Source organism: Zoogloea sp. LCSB751, from assembly GCF_002028455.1.
GTDB lineage: Bacteria > Pseudomonadota > Gammaproteobacteria > Burkholderiales > Rhodocyclaceae > Zoogloea.
The window spans coordinates 1-17,352 of the sequence record NZ_MWUM01000039.1; the positions used below are offsets into that span (position 1 = coordinate 1).

A 17,352-nucleotide genomic window follows, 5' to 3' on the forward strand; every position below is an offset into this window, starting at 1 on the left:
GTTGGGTTCGGCCACGTCGAACGCCCGCTTGAGATGGTTCGGTGCCTCCACGGCCGGCTTCCCGCTGCGAAACCCGGGCCGACGGCTTGCGCCCCGGGTATTTGTTCCGACGGGGCTTAGCGGGAGGTAGCAACGGTTCGATCAAGGCCCACAGATCGTCATCGAGAAGTGCTTTGGCCATGTCCTCTATTCAAAGAAACAAGGCCGAGGTTAATGAAATCCGACCATTGTGAACAGGGGCGCATTGGTCTTTTTGTTAGGGCTTCTTAGAGCTCCGCCTCTCTTGAAACTTTCATCAACTCGATCCGCGCAGCCCCATCGTCACCTAGCCCATTAAACAGTAGATTCAAAAGAATGGCACTAATGGCGGTCAAAAGAATTGGACTTTCCAATACGGGGGCTAAATCGCGTGGAAACTTCGAGAAGAACTGTGGCGAGACAACTGGAATCATCCCCAAGCCAATGCTGACAGCAACCACATACATGTTGTGAACCTTCTTAAGGTCAGCGCGCTCCAGAACCTTAATGCCGCTAGCTGCGACCATCCCAAACATTACAATGCCTACCCCGCCCAATACAAACGGGGGTATTGAGGCTACCAAGACTGCCATTTTCGGAAAAAGTCCAAGAACCATAAGGATGACACCAGCAGTCACACAGACCCACCGGCTCTTAACCCCAGTCACACTAACCAACCCAACATTCTGTGCGTACGAAGTGTATGGAAATGTATTAAAAACCCCACCAATAACCGTACCAACGCCGTCGGCACGGAACCCCCTAACCAGATCCTCTTCAGACAAAGGCTTTTCTACAATCTCTCCGAGCGCAAGAAACATCCCAGTTGACTCGATAAAAGTCACTAGCATCACAACGCACATTGCCGCAACTGCCCAAAAATTGAACTTCGGCAATCCAAAATGAAATGGCAGAATCAGGCCGAACAGCGGTGCATCGTTGAGGTCATCCAGTGATACAAGACCCAACGCGCTGGAGACGATGAACCCACCGAGCAGACCTAGCAGAATCGCAATGTTGTTGAGAAAACCATTGGTAAATCGAACCAAAGCCAGAACCAATAAAAGCACTAGACCAGCAATCGAAAGATACAGCGGACTACCGAAATTAGGATTACCGTATCCTCCCGCCGACCAAGCAGCGGCCACTCCCATGAGGGAAAGTCCGACCGCCAGAATCTCAGTGCCTGTTACTACAGGAGGGAAAAATTTCAACATTTTTCCGACCAACGGAGCCACCAAGACGCCGAAGAAGCCGGCAGCGATTGTTGCACCAAATACGCCAGCCAATCCAGCCTGCGGATCACTGCCAATTGCGACCATGGGGCCTATCGCCGTAAAAGTCACCCCCATCATTACCGGCAGTCGGATACCTACCCCTCCGAAGCCCACGCATTGAATAACTGTAGCGATTCCGCAAGCAAATAGGTCGGCACTGATTAAAAAGGCCACCTGATCTTTAGGGAGTCCAAGAGACGCTCCAAGAACAAGCGGAATTGCAATTGCTCCCGCATACATCACCATCACATGCTGAGCACCAAGCAGCAACAGTGTTGGAGTTTTCATTCCACCCAGTGTATTAATATTTCTCATAATTAACCTCGGAAATTATCCAACGCCTCAATCAATAGAGCCCAGCAGGTTCAGAACGTCTTCTTTAATACTTCTATGCGTGATCGACTATCAAGGAAAGCAAAGCCACACAAAATTCGATACAACGCTTCAACTCAACAAGCCTATTCGCTAATTTGATACTGGGAAAGTGATCTGTAGAGATACAGCGTTCCAATATTGAAACGATTGCATCCACTCAACTCAGATGCATGGGGGGTCTATCAACGTGGTTGCCTGATGAGATCCGGATTCTGGGAGCGTGCTCCCGTGACCAGCTCCACCTCTTCATCCGTCAACTGCAGTCTGAGTGAGCGTGCTGCGTGCCGTGGAAGAGGCTTGCCTGGCGTACTGGGCCCGCATGTCTCTGCGGTAGTGCGCATGCGCCTTTCTGATTTCGCCTAAGATCCTTCGTGGTATTCGCCGCATTGCCGATACTCTTTCTGTGTGGCCTGCGTCTGTGAGGGCGCCCTGTAGCCAGAGCGAGTCAAGCAAGCGAAGCGCGTAGTCCACGTGAATCAATAGATCGATGTAAGCATTGGCCAGGGGCGTCCGGATTGCTGCATTGAGTAACTCAAGTCGGCCGGGCTGGCCTATCTGCAGGTTTTCCTCGAGGAGTTGCGCATCGGCCCACTTGATCATCTGTTCGATCTTGTGCGACTGCCGTTCAATGAGATCTTTGATCTCCTCGCGTGATGCGTTGGGATAGACATTGCGCAGCACCGTGGGGCCGATGACGGAAATGGCATACAGGCGGTCACTGATTTCCTCGAAATTCCATTTCCAGGTGTCAATGAGAGGTGGATTGGCCAATTCGAAGGTTCGTGCGATGCAAGTACCGCGCAGTGATGGGCTGTTGGGACGAGCGCTACCCTCATATGGATTCATGAGAATCTCCAGGCAATATCAAGAATGGGAATGACGGGACGTCCGCTGTCAGGATCAGCATAACGGAACGCCCCAATTCTCAAAGCGGCAACTTGGCTCCGCCGCCGCGGGTTGGCCGAGCGGCGGAGCCTGCCCTGAGTGGCTTCATTCCCTTAGCACGTAAGGCCGTCCGCCCAGATGCCGGTGGTAGGCACCAAATCCGCCCTGTGCCGGCGCATGCCGGGCCACCAGATCGGCTTGACCGGACAAGCGATCCACCATCGAAAGGATGTGGGCGTCGAGGCTGAGAGGCTCCCGCAGTCCCAGCCAGTCGGGTGCTCCCTTGGCGGCGGTGATGGCATGGAGCAAGGCCAGGTAATGGGGCTCCGGCACGATCACCCGGTGTTGGGCGCGAGCGGCGGCGATCCACTCCAGCACGGTGTGCTTATGCCCAAGGAGGGTCCCTCTCTCGGTCATCTCGAATCGCCGGTGTCGGCCGTTGAAACGGTATTCCTCGGCCTTGCCTGCATCGTGCAGGAGACTGCTGGTGATCAGTACCGGCAAATGTGCTTCCGTGTGGTGGCTGGCGAGGGCCCGGGCACGTTCGGCGACCTCGATGGCGTGCCGGAAATTACCGTTACGGCCATTGTGATGACCCGCCAGGGAACTGGGCCCGTCCAGGTAGCGCTCGAACCGGTGGTGGTCCCAGAACACCGCATTGAAGAGGTGTTGCAGAGGACGACCCATGGCTTCCCAGAGTTGGGCAGCACGGGCGATGAGCTCGCGATCCTTGACCCACGCATGAAGAATCGTGGAGAAGGGATTCACGCTGGCTTCCGGCCGCTCCAATTTCACGATGCGCGAGATCCGCACCGCGCCTGCTGTCGTCACCGGACGACCGAGCCAGCGGACCGACACCAGGGTGCCGACGGTGAGCCGGTTGTCAGGTTGGCGGCACAGCCATTCGACTTTGAGACTGGCCTGCTCATGGAACAGGATGGCCTGACACAGACTGTGTCGCTCATCGAAGGGGAGGCGAGCGATGGCTTGCAGGCGAAACACCGTGGGGAGGCGATCGACCACATGATCGACTCCCGGGATCTGGCGAACGCCAGAAGTGAGTTTTGAATCAGACATTGCTGCTCTCCTTCGTATGCTGAACAGGCAGGGGCTGGTCGGCGATCGACTGGGTGATCAGCCGCTCGAAGGCCGAGCCGTCTCGACGGGTGAGGTTAGGCACATAGCGGGAATAGACACGGAACAGCATCTCGGTGGTCGTATGCCCCAGTTGCCGGGCGATCCATTCCGGTGCCTCGCCGGCGGCCAGCCACAAGGTGGCCGCGGTGTGCCGGCACTGGTAGGGCCGTCGCTTCTTCAGCCCCAGATGGCGGAGGAGGGGATACCAGACCCGATTCGTCACGTTCTTGTGATCGAGGGGCTTGTTCAGGCGATTGCAGAACACGAATTCCGAAATCTTCCTGGTCGCCTCTTCCTGACGCTTGAGTGCATCAAAAACGAGTTGGCTCATCTGGATGTCCCGCTGGGAGCCGTCGGTCTTGGTGTACTCCTCGTCGCCGAGGACCACCGTCTCCCGCACCAGGATCAGCCGGCGCTCGAAGTCGACGTACTTCCACTTGAGTCCATCCACCTCACCTGTGCGCATGCCGGTGAAGAAGCGCACGGTGAAGTAGTCGTGGAAGTCCGGCCGTACCGTGGCGAGGATGGATTTCACTTCTTCCAGGGAGAAGGGATCCACATCCGTGCGCTTGATACGTAGCTGTTTGATGTTCTGGTAGGGCGTGGGAAAATTGAATCGGTCGGCCGCTTCGTTGAGGATTTGCCTGAGCGGATTCAGCATCTTGTTGATCCGTGCAGCAGACAACTTGGTTTCCTTGCCCCGCGCAGTCACTTTGCCGAGTTCGGCGCGGTAGGCAAGTACGTCAGCCTTGGCGATTTGGCCGACCGCCTTCTCCCCAAAACGGGAAATCAGGCTGTCGAGCTCCCGTCGGATCGTGATCCGGTGGGACTTGCGCCACTCCACTTCCTTCTCCAGATACCAGGTCTCCGCGAACGCCTTGAAGAGCGGCGTCGGGGCGACCGGCGGTGCGCTCGGAGCGGTCACGGTCACGGCGACGCTGATGGCCGGAGGTGCATCGAAGCGGGCGGCGTTCTTGCTGGCCGGAAAGTACTTGCGGTAGTCGAAGATGCCGGCGGCGATGTCGGCTTCGATTCGGTCCAGTACCTTCTGGACCTTCTTTCGATTTGCGGGGGTGTCTGGAAGAGCGGTTTGTTCCCGGCACCTGATATCCCTGAAACGAAAATCCAGGAATAGCAGGTTGTTGTCGGTTCGCCGACGAATGCTACCCATGGCACACCCCCCCGTTGGCCATCGGGATCGCGAAACTGGTGTCGGCCGACTTCAAGCCCATGTCGCGTTCGATGTGCTCCCAGATGTACAGAATCTTCCTGCCGCCAAATGGGCGGATGTAGTGGGTGCCCTCCAGCAGGACGCTGTCCTTGAGGCGCTCCCGGATCGTTCTTGAGTCGTACTTGATGAGGCCAGACAGCTCATCGGTGGTGAGGTAGGTCAGTGACATGACAGTCTCCAAGAATTAAAATCACGCAGAGCTTTAAAAACACATCTAGCTGTGTTTTTTGTCGTTCTGAATGACATTCTATCTCTCAGAAGGTCGTTGTCAATCTCTTTTTGTCATTCAAGATGACTTTTTGTTTTGGAGGAAAGAATGATCAGATGTCACCTGTCCAGGATGATGGGGGAGCGAAAGCTCAAGATTGCTGACGTTGCCCGCGAAACGGGCCTTCATCGCAACACCATTACTTTGCTTTACAACGAGACGGCTAACCGGGTGGACATGGAGACGATCGACCGCCTCTGCGAACTGTTCGCATGTGAGGTGGGAGATCTATTCGAGCGGGTGAAGGGGAGTCTGCCTGCGTGAAAAAGCAGGCACGGAAAGCAGCGGTCAATCTGCAGCTTTCCGCGAAAGGCCGCTAAACAGTGGGGCACGGGTGGGGCGCACGTTGGGCACGGCGTGGGCACAAAACAAAAATGGGCTAGATCTGTTGATCTAACCCATTGATGTATTGGCGCGCCCGAGACGATTCGAACGTCCGACCCCTGCCTTCGGAGGGCAGTACTCTATCCAGCTGAGCTACGGGCGCGCGGAGGAAAACAATGCTGCGCATTTTTAAGCGCGGCGCGCAGGATAGCGTGAAACGGCTGCGAAGTCCATGCTTTGCCTGACAGAAGGTGAATAGCCCCGCTATAATCAATGCTTTATTAAATTTGCCAGTACTCGAGGAATTCAGCATGTCGGATCTTGGTCGTTCTGCCCCTGTTCGTTCCTACGCGCGGATCGCGCTTTCCATCGGTGTTGCTGCGCTCGCCACCACTCAGCTCGTGGGCTGTGGCAAGAAGGCCGCTGTCGACGAAGAACTGGCTGCCAAGCTGGTCCAGCCGGTTGCCAAAATCGAGCTGGCTGCTGCGCCGGCCGCTGCTCCGGGTAGCCGCAAGGGCGAGGACATCGTCAAGGCCGTGTGCGGTGCGTGTCACGAGAGTGGTGCGGCGGGTGCCCCGAAGATTGGCGACAAGGCTGCCTGGGGTCCGCGTATCGCTCAGGGCTTCGAAGGCCTGGTGAAGTCCGCCGCCGCTGGCAAGAACGCCATGCCCCCGCGTGGTGGTGCGGCCGATCTGACTGACGACGAACTGAAGCGTGCCGTGGCTTTCCTGGCAAACAAGGCGGGCGCCAGCTTCAAGGCTCCGGAATAAGTTTTCCTTGCCGGCTTCTGCCTTATGGGGCAAAAGCCGGAGTGGAAATGGAAAAGGCGCAGACCATCGGTCTGCGCCTTTTCTTCATGGGTCCCCCGCGCGTGCCGTCAGGCCTTCATCCTGAACCGGAGTTCAGGGGGGCCGCTTTCCTTCCGCATCAGGCACGTTCGACGAGGAGCGCGCACACCAACGGTTTCTATGGGCAGCGACCCATGTCACGAAGACATTGGTTCAAGGAGTTTTAAGCCTTAACCAACACCGCAGGGGATTTATCAAACCTTGGGTTGCCGGGCTGCTGCCGGGGCTTAGAACAGGCTTTCCTGTTCGGCCAGAGCGGTATCGAGGCGACCGTTTATGTTTTCGATTCTACGCTTGAGCGTTGGGATGTCAAACCCGCCGACACGCTGAAGTTGCAGAAATTCGTGACTGATATTCAGCGCCGTCATGACGGCCAGCCGTTCGCCGGCGGAGCTGGTCTTGGTGGCCAGATCGCGCATCTTGCCGTCCAGATAAGCCACCGCGGCCAGCAGGCCCTCTTTTTCTTCCGGCTTGCAGGCAACGCGGTATTCGCGTCCCAGCAGCTTGATGTCGAGCTGTTCCATGTCAGGCCTCAGGGATGCGGGCGAGGAGGGCCTCGAGACGGCTGCCGACCTGGCTCAGCTTGGCGTTGAGCTCCTGGTTGGCATTTTCGAGGCTGGCGACTCGTTCCCGCAGGCTTTGGTTTTCCGTCCGAGCAGCCGTGCAATGGCTGATCAGCTGTTCGAGTTTCTGTTCGAGAGAAGCGAGTTCGGCGTCCATGCGGCGAATGTTAGAGAGGGGCGGGGACGGGGTCAAGCAAGCTTGGCCGGGAATGACGTACGCAAGGCACAGGCGGCCTGGCCGTCGCCGAAGCAGGCGGCGAGGCGGTCCAGATTCAGGTGCATTTCCATGCTGTCGGCGAGGCGGTCGAGGTCGGCCTGCCGGCGGGCGGCCAGGTCGACGCGTTCCGCGTCGCTGATACCGGCCCAGGCGAGCAGCGCAGCGAGGGCGTCCGGGTGGTCGAACAGGCCGTGCAGATAGGTGCCGAGGATTTGCCCGTCGTCCGACAGCGCGCCGTCGGGGCGGCCGTCGGCGAGGTGGGTGGCGGGGCGTTCTAGGGCTGCGCCGCGGGTGACGCCCATGTGGATCTCGTAGCCTTTGACCACCGGTGCGCCGGGCAGTGCCAGCGTGCCGGTGACGTTGACCAGCTGCTTTTCCGCTTCCAGCGTGGTTTCCAGCTCGAGCAGGCCGAGGCCGGGCAGGCTGGACGGGACACCTTCGAGGCCCTGCGGGTCGTGCAGTTGGCGGCCGAGCATCTGGTAGCCGCCGCAGATCGCCACCAGCTTGCCGCCGTAGCGCAGGTGGCGCTGGATTGCGGCTTCCCAACCCTGGGCGCGCAGCCAGGCCAAGTCGGCCTGCACCGACTTGGAACCGGGCAGCACGATCAGGTCGGCGGGCGGGATGGACTGACCGGGGCCGACCCAGCTGAAGTCCACCTGCGGATGCAGGCGCAGGGCGTCCAGGTCGGTGTGGTTGGAGATCCGTGGATAGACCGGTGCGACGACGCGCAGACGGGCTTCGCCCTTCTCGGCGCGAGCGTCGGCCAGCGCATCCTCGGCGTCGAGGAAGAGGCCGTGCAGGTAGGGAAGTACGCCCAGCACGGGGCGGCCGGTGCGCGCCTCCAGCCAGTCCAGGCCGGACTGCAGCAGGCCGATGTCGCCGCGGAAGCGGTTGATCACAAAGCCTTTCACGCGGGCCTGCTCGCTGGGCGACAGCAGGTCGAGGGTGCCTACGAGGTGGGCGAAGACGCCGCCGCGGTCGATGTCGGCGACGAGGATCACCGGGCAGTCCACCTCTTCGGCGAAGCCCATGTTGGCGATGTCCCGGTCGCGCAGGTTGATTTCCGCCGGGCTGCCGGCGCCTTCGACGAGCACCGCTTCGTATTGGTCCGTGAGCCGGCCGTAGCTTTCCAGCACCGCGGCCATCGCCCGCGGCTTGTACTCGTGGTAGTCGCGGGCCGACAGGTTGGCCACTGCGCGGCCATGGATGATGACCTGGGCGCCAATGTCGGTGGAGGGCTTGAGCAGCACCGGGTTCATGTCGGTGTGGGGTTCCAGGCCGGCGGCCACTGCCTGCAGGGCCTGGGCGCGGCCGATCTCGCCGCCGTCCACCGTCACCGCCGAGTTGAGGGCCATGTTCTGCGGCTTGAACGGTGCCACCCGTACGCCGCGCCGCCACAGCAGGCGGGCAAGGCCGGCGACCAGGGTGCTTTTGCCCGCGTCGGACGTGGTGCCCTGAACCATCAGGGTGTTGGGGTGGCGCATGACTTACAATCTCGGGTGCAGAAAGCCTTCGATTATCCCATGTCCGCTGTATACCTCCTCGCCCTGCTGCCGATTGTCATTCCAATGGCCCTCGGTCTGCTGCTCGATCACCTGCTCGGCGAGCCGCGCCGCTACCACCCGCTGGTGGGCTTCGGCCGCTATGCGGTGGCCGTCGAGCGCCTGTTTCGCCGCATCGGCGTCATCAACCGGGCGGTCGGCCTGCTCGCCTGGAGTGTGGCGGTGCTGCCGTGGGTCGCGCTGGCCGGCTCACTGCGGGAGGGGCATTTCTGGTTCGGCATGCTGCTCGACGTGGTGCTGCTGTACGCGGCGATCGGGGGCCGCAGCCTGGCCGAACATGCGCGGGCCGTGGCCACCCCTCTGGCGGCTGGTGATCTGGCCGGTGCGCGCGGCCGCCTGTCGTGGATCGTGTCCCGCGACACGGCCGAGCTGGACGAGTCCGGCGTGGCCAAGGCCACCGTCGAATCGGTATTGGAAAACGGCAACGACGCAATCTTCGGCGCGCTGTTCTGGTTTGCGCTGCTGGGCGGGCCGGGGGCGCTGATGTTCCGTCTCGCCAACACGCTGGATGCCATGTGGGGTTACCGCACGGAGCGCTACCTGCGTTTCGGCTGGGCGGCGGCGCGCATCGACGATGTGCTCAATTTCATCCCGGCCCGCCTGACCGCGCTGAGCTACGCACTGCTCGGCCACACGGCAACGGCGCTGCGCTGCTGGCGCACCCAGGCACCGACCTGGGACAGCCCTAACGCCGGCCCGGTGATGGCCTCCGGCGCCGGGGCGTTGGACCTCTCCCTCGGCGGTCCGGCGATCTACCACGGCCACCTGGAGACTCGGCCGTCCCTGGGCGCCGGTCGTCCGGCGGCGGCGGCGGACATCGACAAGGCCCTGGCCCTGGTGCAGAACAGCGTGTGGCTGTGGTTGCTGGGCGTCGCTATCGTCAGCGTGTTCCTCCATGCTTGAGCACGGCGGTCGCCTGCGTAGCGCGGCGCAGCGCTACGGTATTCCCCTGGGCGAATGGGTGGATCTGTCTACCGGCATCAATCCCCAGGCCTATCCGGTGCCGGCGCTGGGGCCGGAAGTCTGGCAGCGCCTGCCGGAAGACGACGACGGTCTGGAGGCCGCAGCTGCAGCCTATTACGGTAGCCCGGAACTGCTGCCGGTGGCCGGTTCGCAGGCGGCGATCCAGGCACTGCCGGCGTGCTTTCCACCCGGCCGCGTGATCACCCTGGCGCCAACCTACGCGGAGCATCCTCATGCCTGGCGCGGCCATGAACTGCAGGCGCTGCCGGCGGAGCGGATCGACGCCGCGCTGCACGACGCCGACACACTGCTGCTGGTGCAGCCCAACAATCCGGACGGCCAGCGTTTCTCGCCCCGGCAACTGCTGGCCTGGCGGGAAGACCTGGCGAGCCGTGGCGGGCGCCTGATCGTGGACGAGGCTTTCATCGATGCCGAGCCGGCCGACAGCCTGGTGCCGCTGGCGGGGAGTCCCGGCCTGGTGGTGTTGCGCTCGGTGGGCAAGTTCTTCGGCCTGGCCGGGGCGCGGGTCGGTTTCGTGTTTGCCGAGGCGGCGCTGCGCATGCAGCTGGCCGAGCGGCTCGGGCCGTGGGCGGTATCCGGCCCGGCGCGGGCGGTGACCGCCGCGGCGCTGGCCGACCGGGCCTGGCAGCACTCGGCGCGGGAGCGCCTGGCGGCCGACAGTCGCCGGCTTGCCGCACTGCTGGACGTTTACGGCCTCGCCGGCGGTGCCGGCACGGCCCTGTTCCAGTGGCGGCCGAGCCCCAATGCGACCGCTATCCACGCCCGCCTCGCGGAGCAGGGCATCCTGACCCGCCTGTTCGAAATGCCGTCCGGGCTGCGCTTCGGCCTGCCGGGCAACGAGACCGAGTGGTTGCGCCTGGACGCGGCTCTGTCCCGACTCTGATCACCGCCATTTCCGAAAGAACTCTCCATGCGCCGGTTTGTCCTCGCCCTGCTGCTCGTTTCCGGTTTCGCCCGGGCCTCCATCGACGTCACCGACGACCAGGGCCAGACCCTCCATCTCGCCCAGCCGGCACGGCGCATCGTCAGCCTGGCGCCGCACGTGACCGAACTGCTGTTCGCCGCCGGTGCCGGCGATCGGGTGGTCGGCGCGGTGCAGTACAGCGACTACCCGCAGGCGGCGGGCAAGATCCCACGAGTCGGCAGCTACACCGCACCGGACATGGAAAAGGTCGCCGCCCTCAAGCCCGACCTGGTGGTCGCCTGGAAGAGCGGCAACCGGGACGCCCACCTGGACAAACTCAAGGCCCTCGGTGTTCCGGTCTTCATCAACGAGCCGCGGCGTATCGAGGACGTAGCCCGCAGCCTGTCCCAGCTCGGCCGCCTGGCTGGCAGCGAGGCCGTGGCCGATGCTGCCGCGCAGGCCTTCCGTAGCCGTCATGCGGCGCTGGCGGCCAGGTACTCCGGACGGCCGAAGCTGCGGGTCTTCTACGAGATCTGGAACCGGCCGCTGATGACCATCAACGGCGAGCACCTCATTTCCGACGTGATCCGCCTGTGCGGCGGCGACAACGTATTCGCCAGGCTGCCGGTGCTGGCGCCGACCATCGACGTGGAGGCGGTGCTCGCCGCTGCGCCGGATGTCCTCGTTGCCAGCGGGATGGGCGAGAGCCGGCCGGAGTGGCTGGACGACTGGCGCAAATGGACCAGGCTGCCAGCGGTGGCCCGGGGCAACCTGTTCTTCATTCCGCCAGATCTGATCCAGCGTCATACCCCGCGCATCCTCGATGGCGCCGAGCGCCTGTGCGGCCAGCTCGAAGAAGCACGCGCCAAGCGATGAAAGGCCGTTTTCTGCTGGGTCTGGCACTGGCAGTGGCGTTGCGGATGGCCGATGCCGGTCCGCTGCCCGGCGAAGTCGTCACCCGCATCGGCCAAGTGGCGGCCGTTCCCGCCGACCAGCGCAAGGTGCCGGGCTATGCCGGTGCGTGGCGGCAGGCGAGTGCCCAGGACAAGGTCGTCGAACGCATCGAGGAACTGGAAGGCCGGCGTAGCAAGGCCTGCCGCGACCTGATCGTCTTCGATACGGTGCAGGCCGCGCCGGACCTCCTCGAGACCCGCCCGTACCGGGTGCACCATGCCCTCGAGCGCTGGTCCGTGCGGGCCTGCGGCGTGGTACGCCACTATGACGTGTGGTACAGCTTCGAGGCCAGCCGTTCCCAGCTGAAGGTCAGCGAGAGCAGCGCCACCGATTTCCAGGCCGAGCTCGACCCCCCGCTGCGCCGCCTGCAGGAACTGGCAGCGGCACGTAGTACCGAGGAGGCATCCGGCCTGGTGCGCTGGCTCAACCTGCCGCTGCCGCCGGATAGCGTGCCGGCCGCCAACAGCGCCGGCGCACGGGGCTGGAGTGCGGATTTCGTACCCCTCGGCGACAGCCCGCGGGAATGGACCCAGCTGATTGGCGTGCAGGGCCTGCCGCGGGTGAACAGCCGGGGTCAGGCGCGGGCGCTGCTCGAAGGCATGCAACGGGCACGCGAGTCCCGCTGCGGCTTGCCGGCAGGTCCGGTGGAGGCCCTGCCAAGTGACGAGGCCAGCGGCGAGACCGTGCAGACCTATCTGGTCTGCCCCCGGGTGCCCGACACCAACTACGCCGAGATGGCGGTCGTGAAGGCCATCGAGGGGCCGGACTACCTATATGTGGTCCAGCGCGCCTGGCGCCTGCCGGCGGACGATGCCGAGCGCCTCAAGGCCGACAGCGAAAAGCCCAGGGCGGCAGCAGAGGCCTTCCTGTCCCAGGTGCGTCTGTGCAATCCGGCCGGTGATCGCCAGCCTTGCCCCGCCCCATATCCCCGATAACGCGAAACCATGTCCCGTCTTCCCCAACGCATCGTCTGCCTGTCCACCGAAACCGTCGAAGTGCTTTATCTGCTCGGCGAGGAGGCGCGCATCGCCGGTATTTCCGGCTTTACCACCCATCCGCCGCGGGCGCGCAAGGAGAAGCCCAAGGTCAGCGGCTTCAGCAGTGCCAGGATCGAACGCATCCTGGCGGTCGAGCCCGATCTGGTGCTGGCCTTCTCCGATCTGCAGGGCGATATAGCGCGGGATCTGGTGAAGGCCGGGGTGGCGGTGCATGTCTTCAACCATCGCAGCGTGGACGGCATCCTGGCGATGGTGGAGACCGTCGGCCGGCTGGTGGGAGCCGAGCAGAAGGCGCTGGCGCTGGTGGCCGAACTGGAGGCGACGATTGCCGACGTGCGTGCCCGCGGCGAGGCCCGTGCGGTGAGTTTGGGGCGGAGGCCGAAGGTCTATTTCGAGGAGTGGAACGAGCCGCTGATCACCGGCATCCGCTGGGTGTCCGAGATGATCGGGATCGCCGGCGGGGAAGATTGCTTCGGCGAGCTGTCGGTGCATCCCAATGCGAAGCAGCGCATCCTCGCCGACGCGGCGCTGGTCATTCCGCGGGTGCCGGAGGTGATCATCGGCTCCTGGTGCGGCAAGCATTTCCAGCCGGGCCACGTCACGTCGCGATTGGGCTGGGATGCGCTGCCGGCGGTGCGCGACGGGCGGGTCTTCGAGATCAAGTCGGCGATCCTGCTGGCCCCCGGGCCGGCGGCGATCCGTGAAGGCCTGCCGGCGATCGCGGCCTGCCTGGATCAGTTAGCGGAGGGCTGATGTCCCGCCACAGGGGCCATCCTGTGGGGGCGAATTCATTCGCCCATCCCATCGCTGTCAGGGCGGGGGCGAGCCTCAGCGTCGGACGCCCACCACCTTCTGGTACAGCCCGCCGAAACAGGTTTCCTTGCGCCATTCGAAGTCGGCGCATTCCGGCACCAGACTGTCGATGGAGTCGGCCAGCAGGGAATTGGCGAAGGGTTCCAGGTAGCGGAACACCAGCGCCATGATCGGCCCCATCGGGTGCCACCAGCGCGGTTGGTGATAGTCCACGAAGACGATCTTGCCGCCCGGTTCCACCGCCGCCAGCAGGTTGGCGACGATGCTCCGGCGGGCGTGGGGCGGGACTTCGTGAAGCAGGAAGAAGCAACAGGCGGCGTCGAAGGTGGCACCCACCGGTTCGGTCAGGTCGGCCACCTGGACGTGGGCCTGGGGCCAGGGGGCGAGCTTGCGCCGGGTGTTGGCGATCTGGATCGGCGCCACGTCGAGGACTGTCAACTGACCCTTGTCGCCGAGTTGGTGCGCCAGGCGCGGCGAGAAGTCGCCATAGACCGCGGCTGCCTGCAGCACCCGCTGGCCGGGGGTGAATTCCTGCACTGCGCTGTCCATCAGGCGGCTGGCGTTGCCCCACAGGATCGCCGATACCACGACCGGTCGGTCCAGCCAGGGAACGGTGCGGTGATCGAGATAGGCCCAGGTGTAGGTCTCGCGGAGATAATCGGGCAGCTCGCTGGCCGCCGCTGGGGAAGGATCGCGCATGGCTTGGTATTGTTGTGGATCGTTGTTCGGCGGGTTGTAATGGGTGGCCCGGCGCGAAGCCGCGTCACGCTTGCTTTCTAGGGGCATGATACGGCGAGGAAGAGAATTCGTGCCCCTTGCGATGTGATTTTTTCCATGCGGACAGGCTGATGACCGCATCCTTCATGGCTATTTGTTCACCATGCGCTTCCCTCATCCTCTTCTCGAAGGCCGTTTGCTGCGTCGCTATCAGCGTTTTCTGGCCGATGTGGAAACGGCGGCCGGACTCGTCACTGCCCACTGCCCGAACACCGGTTCGATGCTTGGCTGCAAGGCGCCGGGCAGCCGGGTGTGGCTGTCGCCGGCGGACAACCCGGCGCGCAAGCTCAAATGGACCTGGGAGCTGGTAGAGGTGGCGCCGGGCTGCGTGGTCGGCGTGCATACCGGGCGCAGCAATGGCCTGGTACGGGAGGCGATCGAGGCCGGCACGTTGCCCGAGCTGGCCGGCTACCGGACGATCCGTCCCGAGGTGAAGTACGGCGAGGGCAGCCGCATCGATCTGCTGCTGCAGGAGCCCGGCCGGCCCGATTGCTATGTGGAGGTCAAGAACGTCACAGCCGCGGTGGAGGGGCGGGTGGGCTTCTTTCCGGATGCGGTGACGACCCGCGGTGCCAAGCATCTGAGGGAAATGAGCGCGATGGTGGCGGCCGGCCATCGGGCCGCGCTGGTTTTCTGCGTGCAGCGCGGCGACGTGGACGCGGTGCAGCCGGCGGATCACATCGACCCGGCCTACGGGCAGGCGCTCCGCGAGGCGCTGGCGCAGGGCGTCGAGGTGTTCGCGCTGGGGGCCGAAGTCACGCCGGAAGGCATCGAATTGAACCGGCGGCTGGCAGTTGTCGTACCGGACTGACTCCGATCAGGGGCCGTCGGCCTATTGCGGATAACCACAATAGGGCCGTCCACAATGGGGGAGGACACAATTTCGGGGCTTCGGTGAGGGATCTATTGTTCGTCTCAGAGTCCTATATAACACCGGAGATAAACCGTCATGAAGAAGCCGTTCTACAAGGTTCTGTACGTGCAGGTGCTGTTCGCCATCGCCTGCGGCGTGCTGCTGGGGTATTTCGAGCCCAAGCTGGGGGTCGATCTGAAGCCCCTCGGCGACGGTTTCATCAAGCTCGTCAAGATGATCATCGCGCCGGTGATCTTCTGTACCGTCGTGCATGGCATCGCCGGCATGCAGGACATGAAGAAGGTCGGCCGGGTCGGCGGCAAGGCGCTGCTGTACTTCGAGATCGTGTCCACCTTTGCGCTGATGATCGGCCTGGTGGTGGCCAACGTGGCGACGCCGGGTGCCGGCTTCAACGCCGATGTGAAGACACTGGACACCAAGGCCATCGCCGATTTCACTGCCAAGGCCCACGCCCAGAGCACGGTGGAGTTCGTCCTCAACATCATCCCGAGCACCTTCGTCGATGCCTTTGCCAAGGGTGACATCCTGCAGGTGCTGCTGCTGGCCATCCTGTTCGGCTTCTCGCTGGCGGCGATGGGCGAGAAGGGCAAGCCGGTGTTCGATTTCGTCGAGCAGATCTCCCATGTGATGTTCGGCATCGTCAATACCGTGATGAAGCTCGCTCCGCTGGGTGCCTTCGGCGCGATGGCCTTCACGATCGGCAAGTACGGTGTGGCCTCCCTGATTCCGATGGCCAAGCTGATGGGTTCCTTCTACCTCACCTGCATCCTGTTCATCGTCATCGTGCTGGGCTCCATCGCCCGCTACACCGGCTTCAGCATCTTCAAGTTCATCCGCTACATCCGTGAAGAGCTGTTGATCGTGCTGGGCACCTCGTCCTCCGAGTCTGCCTTGCCCAAGCTGATGCAGAAGCTCGAGAAGATGGGTTGCGCCCGTTCCGTGGTTGGCCTGGTGGTGCCCACCGGCTATTCCTTCAACCTGGACGGCACCAACATCTACATGACGATGGCTGCCCTGTTCATTGCCCAGGCTACTAACACCGAGCTGACCCTGACCCAGGAGCTGACTATCCTGGTGGTGGCAATGCTGACCTCCAAGGGCGCCAGCGGCATCACCGGTGCCGGCTTCATCACCCTGGCTTCCACGCTGGCGGTGGTCCCGACCATCCCGGTGGCCGGCATGGCGCTGATCCTCGGTATCGACCGTTTCATGAGCGAAGCCCGTGCGCTGACCAACATCATCGGCAACGCAGTCGCTACTGTGGTGGTCTCCCGCTCCGAGAATGAGCTGGACACGGACAAGATGAACAAGGCCCTGAACGGTGGTCTAGACGACGAGCCGAACGGTGGCAAGCCGCTGGCAGCTGCTTCCGCCTGATCCGGTTTTCTCCAGCAAAAAGCCAACCCCGCGGGGTTGGCTTTTTTGCGTCTGTGGGGGCGAATGAATTCGCCCCCACGGATGTGTGCTCAGAAGTGGTATTCGACGCGGACCATCGGGGTTTTGGCGAAGGCGCCGTCGCCGGCGGCCTTGGTGTGGTCGTTGCCGAACTTGTTGCGCCAGTACTGGTATTCCAGGCCGGCCTTGAAGGTGTTCTTGGCGGCGCCAATGTGCGGGCTGACGTCGTACATGACCTGCATGTCGATGTTGGTTTCCGGCTTGGTGCCGCCGCCGAACTCGTTCTGCCCCTTGCTGGCGATGAAGTTGGCGAAGCCCTCGAAGGACAGCGGGATCGGGCCGAGGTTGAAGGGGATGCCCCAGGCAGCCGTCAGCATCGGGTGGACGTCGTAGCTGTAGCGCTCGGTCTGGGTGCTGGTGAACTTGTTGTAAGGGGCGTTGCTTTCCCACAGGTACAGCAGGCTCACGTTGAGGAAGCCGGGGACGTCCATCATCAGTGTGGGGCCGGCAACGAGCATGCGCTTGCGGGAGTTGTAGCCGGCGTCGTTCTTGGTGTTCACGTCGAAGCCGCCAGTCAGGCCGAGGCCGCGTACCGGGCCGAACTTGAAGTCCTGGCCGGTGATCTTGCCCAGGTCGAGCGTATGCCGGTAGACGATGTAGATCTCCTGAGAGCCGGACTTCGAGCCCGGTGCGGCCGGGTCCTTGCTGTCGGCCATCAGCAGGTCGGCGTTGAAGAAGTTGGTGCCGTACTTGTAGCCACTGGCGTGGGTCAGATTGACGATGCTCTTGTTGATGCTGTTGCTTTCGAACGGCTCGCCGAACTTGGTGCCGTAGCGATAGCCGATGGAGGTGTCGCTCCACTCGGCGGCGCCGGCCGTGCCGGTACAGGCAGCAAGGACGGAGGCGGCGAGGATCGTCTTCTGAGAGAACTTCATGGTGGCTCCTGAT

Annotated in this window: 19 protein-coding genes, 1 tRNA gene, 1 other RNA gene and 1 pseudogene; 9 read left to right on the forward strand and 13 right to left on the reverse strand. The window is 62.9% G+C overall.

Annotated elements, in window-relative coordinates; genetic code table 11:
• Positions 1-82 precede the first annotated feature (82 nt).
• From B4920_RS29770 to B4920_RS24470, 6 genes and pseudogenes are all read right to left on the reverse strand, one after another.
• A pseudogene (locus B4920_RS29770) lies at positions 83-181 on the reverse strand (IS5/IS1182 family transposase); the annotation flags it as partial.
• 85 nt (positions 182-266) lie between these two features.
• Positions 267-1,610 carry a nucleobase:cation symporter-2 family protein gene (locus B4920_RS24450; RefSeq protein ID WP_079437370.1) on the reverse strand — a complete coding sequence of 448 codons (1,344 nt, stop codon included), beginning with the start codon at positions 1,608-1,610 and terminating at the stop codon, positions 267-269.
• 306 nt (positions 1,611-1,916) lie between these two features.
• A complete protein-coding gene (locus B4920_RS24455) occupies positions 1,917-2,516 on the reverse strand; it encodes an AcaB family transcriptional regulator (RefSeq protein WP_139379621.1) in 600 nt (199 codons plus the stop codon).
• 144 nt (positions 2,517-2,660) lie between these two features.
• Positions 2,661-3,632, reverse strand: coding sequence for a metal-dependent phosphohydrolase (locus B4920_RS24460; RefSeq protein ID WP_079437372.1), 972 nt, complete (start codon positions 3,630-3,632; stop codon positions 2,661-2,663).
• Positions 3,625-4,863: a site-specific integrase gene (locus B4920_RS24465; RefSeq protein ID WP_079437373.1), complete on the reverse strand. Its 1,239-nt coding sequence runs from the start codon at positions 4,861-4,863 to the stop codon at positions 3,625-3,627. Before B4920_RS24465 ends, B4920_RS24460 begins: the two co-directional genes overlap by 8 nt.
• On the reverse strand, positions 4,856-5,092 hold the full coding sequence (locus B4920_RS24470) for a hypothetical protein (RefSeq protein ID WP_079437374.1): 237 nt from the start codon (positions 5,090-5,092) through the stop codon (positions 4,856-4,858). Before B4920_RS24470 ends, B4920_RS24465 begins: the two co-directional genes overlap by 8 nt.
• Before the next feature lie 147 nt (positions 5,093-5,239).
• On the opposite strand from B4920_RS24470, the gene B4920_RS24475 reads away from it, so the two are divergent.
• The gene (locus B4920_RS24475; protein ID WP_079437375.1) at positions 5,240-5,455 is read left to right on the forward strand and encodes a helix-turn-helix transcriptional regulator; all 216 of its coding nucleotides are present in this window, start codon (positions 5,240-5,242) and stop codon (positions 5,453-5,455) included.
• Positions 5,456-5,601: 146 nt separating this feature from the next.
• Here B4920_RS24475 and B4920_RS24480 read toward each other — a convergent pair.
• Positions 5,602-5,678 (reverse strand) — tRNA-Arg (locus B4920_RS24480).
• Between the two features lie 148 nt (positions 5,679-5,826).
• Between B4920_RS24480 and B4920_RS24485 the strand changes: the two genes are divergently transcribed.
• A complete protein-coding gene (locus B4920_RS24485) occupies positions 5,827-6,285 on the forward strand; it encodes a cytochrome c5 family protein (protein ID WP_079437376.1) in 459 nt (152 codons plus the stop codon).
• 88 nt (positions 6,286-6,373) lie between these two features.
• Here B4920_RS24485 and ssrS read toward each other — a convergent pair.
• The 4 genes from ssrS to B4920_RS24505 form a co-directional block, all read right to left on the reverse strand.
• A non-coding RNA gene (ssrS, locus tag B4920_RS24490) (6S RNA) lies at positions 6,374-6,555 on the reverse strand.
• A 35-nt stretch (positions 6,556-6,590) separates the two neighbouring features.
• Positions 6,591-6,887: a cell division protein ZapA gene (locus B4920_RS24495; protein ID WP_079437377.1), complete on the reverse strand. Its 297-nt coding sequence runs from the start codon at positions 6,885-6,887 to the stop codon at positions 6,591-6,593.
• Between the two features lies 1 nt (position 6,888).
• The gene (gene zapB / locus B4920_RS24500) at positions 6,889-7,083 is read right to left on the reverse strand and encodes a cell division protein ZapB (RefSeq protein ID WP_079437378.1); all 195 of its coding nucleotides are present in this window, start codon (positions 7,081-7,083) and stop codon (positions 6,889-6,891) included.
• A 32-nt stretch (positions 7,084-7,115) separates the two neighbouring features.
• Complete coding sequence (locus tag B4920_RS24505) at positions 7,116-8,627, reverse strand: cobyric acid synthase (RefSeq protein ID WP_079437379.1); 1,512 nt, start codon at positions 8,625-8,627, stop codon at positions 7,116-7,118.
• A gap of 39 nt (positions 8,628-8,666) precedes the next feature.
• Between B4920_RS24505 and cbiB the strand changes: the two genes are divergently transcribed.
• Genes cbiB through B4920_RS24530 form a run of 5 tightly spaced genes read left to right on the forward strand, consistent with a single transcriptional unit; the run spans position 8,667 to position 13,298 of the window.
• The gene (gene cbiB, locus B4920_RS24510) at positions 8,667-9,608 is read left to right on the forward strand and encodes an adenosylcobinamide-phosphate synthase CbiB (RefSeq protein ID WP_173862699.1); all 942 of its coding nucleotides are present in this window, start codon (positions 8,667-8,669) and stop codon (positions 9,606-9,608) included.
• On the forward strand, positions 9,601-10,572 hold the full coding sequence (gene cobD, locus B4920_RS24515; protein WP_079437380.1) for a threonine-phosphate decarboxylase CobD: 972 nt from the start codon (positions 9,601-9,603) through the stop codon (positions 10,570-10,572). Before cbiB ends, cobD begins: the two co-directional genes overlap by 8 nt.
• Positions 10,573-10,599: 27 nt before the next feature.
• Complete coding sequence (locus B4920_RS24520; RefSeq protein WP_079437381.1) at positions 10,600-11,469, forward strand: cobalamin-binding protein; 870 nt, start codon at positions 10,600-10,602, stop codon at positions 11,467-11,469.
• Positions 11,466-12,482 (forward strand): hypothetical protein, encoded by a 1,017-nt coding sequence (locus B4920_RS24525; RefSeq protein WP_079437382.1) that lies wholly within the window; start codon positions 11,466-11,468, stop codon positions 12,480-12,482. Before B4920_RS24520 ends, B4920_RS24525 begins: the two co-directional genes overlap by 4 nt.
• A 9-nt stretch (positions 12,483-12,491) precedes the next feature.
• On the forward strand, positions 12,492-13,298 hold the full coding sequence (locus B4920_RS24530) for a cobalamin-binding protein (protein ID WP_079437383.1): 807 nt from the start codon (positions 12,492-12,494) through the stop codon (positions 13,296-13,298).
• Between the two features lie 75 nt (positions 13,299-13,373).
• Here B4920_RS24530 and rquA read toward each other — a convergent pair whose 3' ends face one another.
• Positions 13,374-14,057 (reverse strand): rhodoquinone biosynthesis methyltransferase RquA, encoded by a 684-nt coding sequence (gene rquA, locus B4920_RS24535; RefSeq protein WP_079437395.1) that lies wholly within the window; start codon positions 14,055-14,057, stop codon positions 13,374-13,376.
• A 181-nt stretch (positions 14,058-14,238) separates the two neighbouring features.
• Here rquA and sfsA point away from each other — a divergent pair, with 181 nt between their 5' ends.
• Positions 14,239-14,946 carry a DNA/RNA nuclease SfsA gene (sfsA, locus tag B4920_RS24540; RefSeq protein WP_079437384.1) on the forward strand — a complete coding sequence of 236 codons (708 nt, stop codon included), beginning with the start codon at positions 14,239-14,241 and terminating at the stop codon, positions 14,944-14,946.
• A gap of 138 nt (positions 14,947-15,084) precedes the next feature.
• Positions 15,085-16,386, forward strand: coding sequence for a dicarboxylate/amino acid:cation symporter (locus B4920_RS24545; protein WP_079437385.1), 1,302 nt, complete (start codon positions 15,085-15,087; stop codon positions 16,384-16,386).
• A gap of 89 nt (positions 16,387-16,475) precedes the next feature.
• Here B4920_RS24545 and B4920_RS24550 read toward each other — a convergent pair whose 3' ends face one another.
• Complete coding sequence (locus B4920_RS24550; RefSeq protein ID WP_079437386.1) at positions 16,476-17,339, reverse strand: outer envelope protein; 864 nt, start codon at positions 17,337-17,339, stop codon at positions 16,476-16,478.
• Between the last annotated feature and the right edge of the window lie 13 nt (positions 17,340-17,352).

What these genes read in the sequence shown, in the direction of transcription:
- B4920_RS24450 (WP_079437370.1), bottom strand. Translation starts at nt 1,610, where the DNA reads ATGAGAAATATTAATACACTGGGTGGAATGAAAACTCCAACACTGTTG.
- B4920_RS24455 (WP_139379621.1), bottom strand. Translation starts at nt 2,516, where the DNA reads ATGAATCCATATGAGGGTAGCGCTCGTCCCAACAGCCCATCACTGCGC.
- B4920_RS24460 (WP_079437372.1), bottom strand. Translation starts at nt 3,632, where the DNA reads ATGTCTGATTCAAAACTCACTTCTGGCGTTCGCCAGATCCCGGGAGTC.
- B4920_RS24465 (WP_079437373.1), bottom strand. Translation starts at nt 4,863, where the DNA reads ATGGGTAGCATTCGTCGGCGAACCGACAACAACCTGCTATTCCTGGAT.
- B4920_RS24470 (WP_079437374.1), bottom strand. Translation starts at nt 5,092, where the DNA reads ATGTCACTGACCTACCTCACCACCGATGAGCTGTCTGGCCTCATCAAG.
- B4920_RS24475 (WP_079437375.1), top strand. Translation starts at nt 5,240, where the DNA reads ATGATCAGATGTCACCTGTCCAGGATGATGGGGGAGCGAAAGCTCAAG.
- B4920_RS24485 (WP_079437376.1), top strand. Translation starts at nt 5,827, where the DNA reads ATGTCGGATCTTGGTCGTTCTGCCCCTGTTCGTTCCTACGCGCGGATC.
- B4920_RS24495 (WP_079437377.1), bottom strand. Translation starts at nt 6,887, where the DNA reads ATGGAACAGCTCGACATCAAGCTGCTGGGACGCGAATACCGCGTTGCC.
- zapB (WP_079437378.1), bottom strand. Translation starts at nt 7,083, where the DNA reads ATGGACGCCGAACTCGCTTCTCTCGAACAGAAACTCGAACAGCTGATC.
- B4920_RS24505 (WP_079437379.1), bottom strand. Translation starts at nt 8,627, where the DNA reads ATGCGCCACCCCAACACCCTGATGGTTCAGGGCACCACGTCCGACGCG.
- cbiB (WP_173862699.1), top strand. Translation starts at nt 8,667, where the DNA reads ATGTCCGCTGTATACCTCCTCGCCCTGCTGCCGATTGTCATTCCAATG.
- cobD (WP_079437380.1), top strand. Translation starts at nt 9,601, where the DNA reads ATGCTTGAGCACGGCGGTCGCCTGCGTAGCGCGGCGCAGCGCTACGGT.
- B4920_RS24520 (WP_079437381.1), top strand. Translation starts at nt 10,600, where the DNA reads ATGCGCCGGTTTGTCCTCGCCCTGCTGCTCGTTTCCGGTTTCGCCCGG.
- B4920_RS24525 (WP_079437382.1), top strand. Translation starts at nt 11,466, where the DNA reads ATGAAAGGCCGTTTTCTGCTGGGTCTGGCACTGGCAGTGGCGTTGCGG.
- B4920_RS24530 (WP_079437383.1), top strand. Translation starts at nt 12,492, where the DNA reads ATGTCCCGTCTTCCCCAACGCATCGTCTGCCTGTCCACCGAAACCGTC.
- rquA (WP_079437395.1), bottom strand. Translation starts at nt 14,057, where the DNA reads ATGCGCGATCCTTCCCCAGCGGCGGCCAGCGAGCTGCCCGATTATCTC.
- sfsA (WP_079437384.1), top strand. Translation starts at nt 14,239, where the DNA reads ATGCGCTTCCCTCATCCTCTTCTCGAAGGCCGTTTGCTGCGTCGCTAT.
- B4920_RS24545 (WP_079437385.1), top strand. Translation starts at nt 15,085, where the DNA reads ATGAAGAAGCCGTTCTACAAGGTTCTGTACGTGCAGGTGCTGTTCGCC.
- B4920_RS24550 (WP_079437386.1), bottom strand. Translation starts at nt 17,339, where the DNA reads ATGAAGTTCTCTCAGAAGACGATCCTCGCCGCCTCCGTCCTTGCTGCC.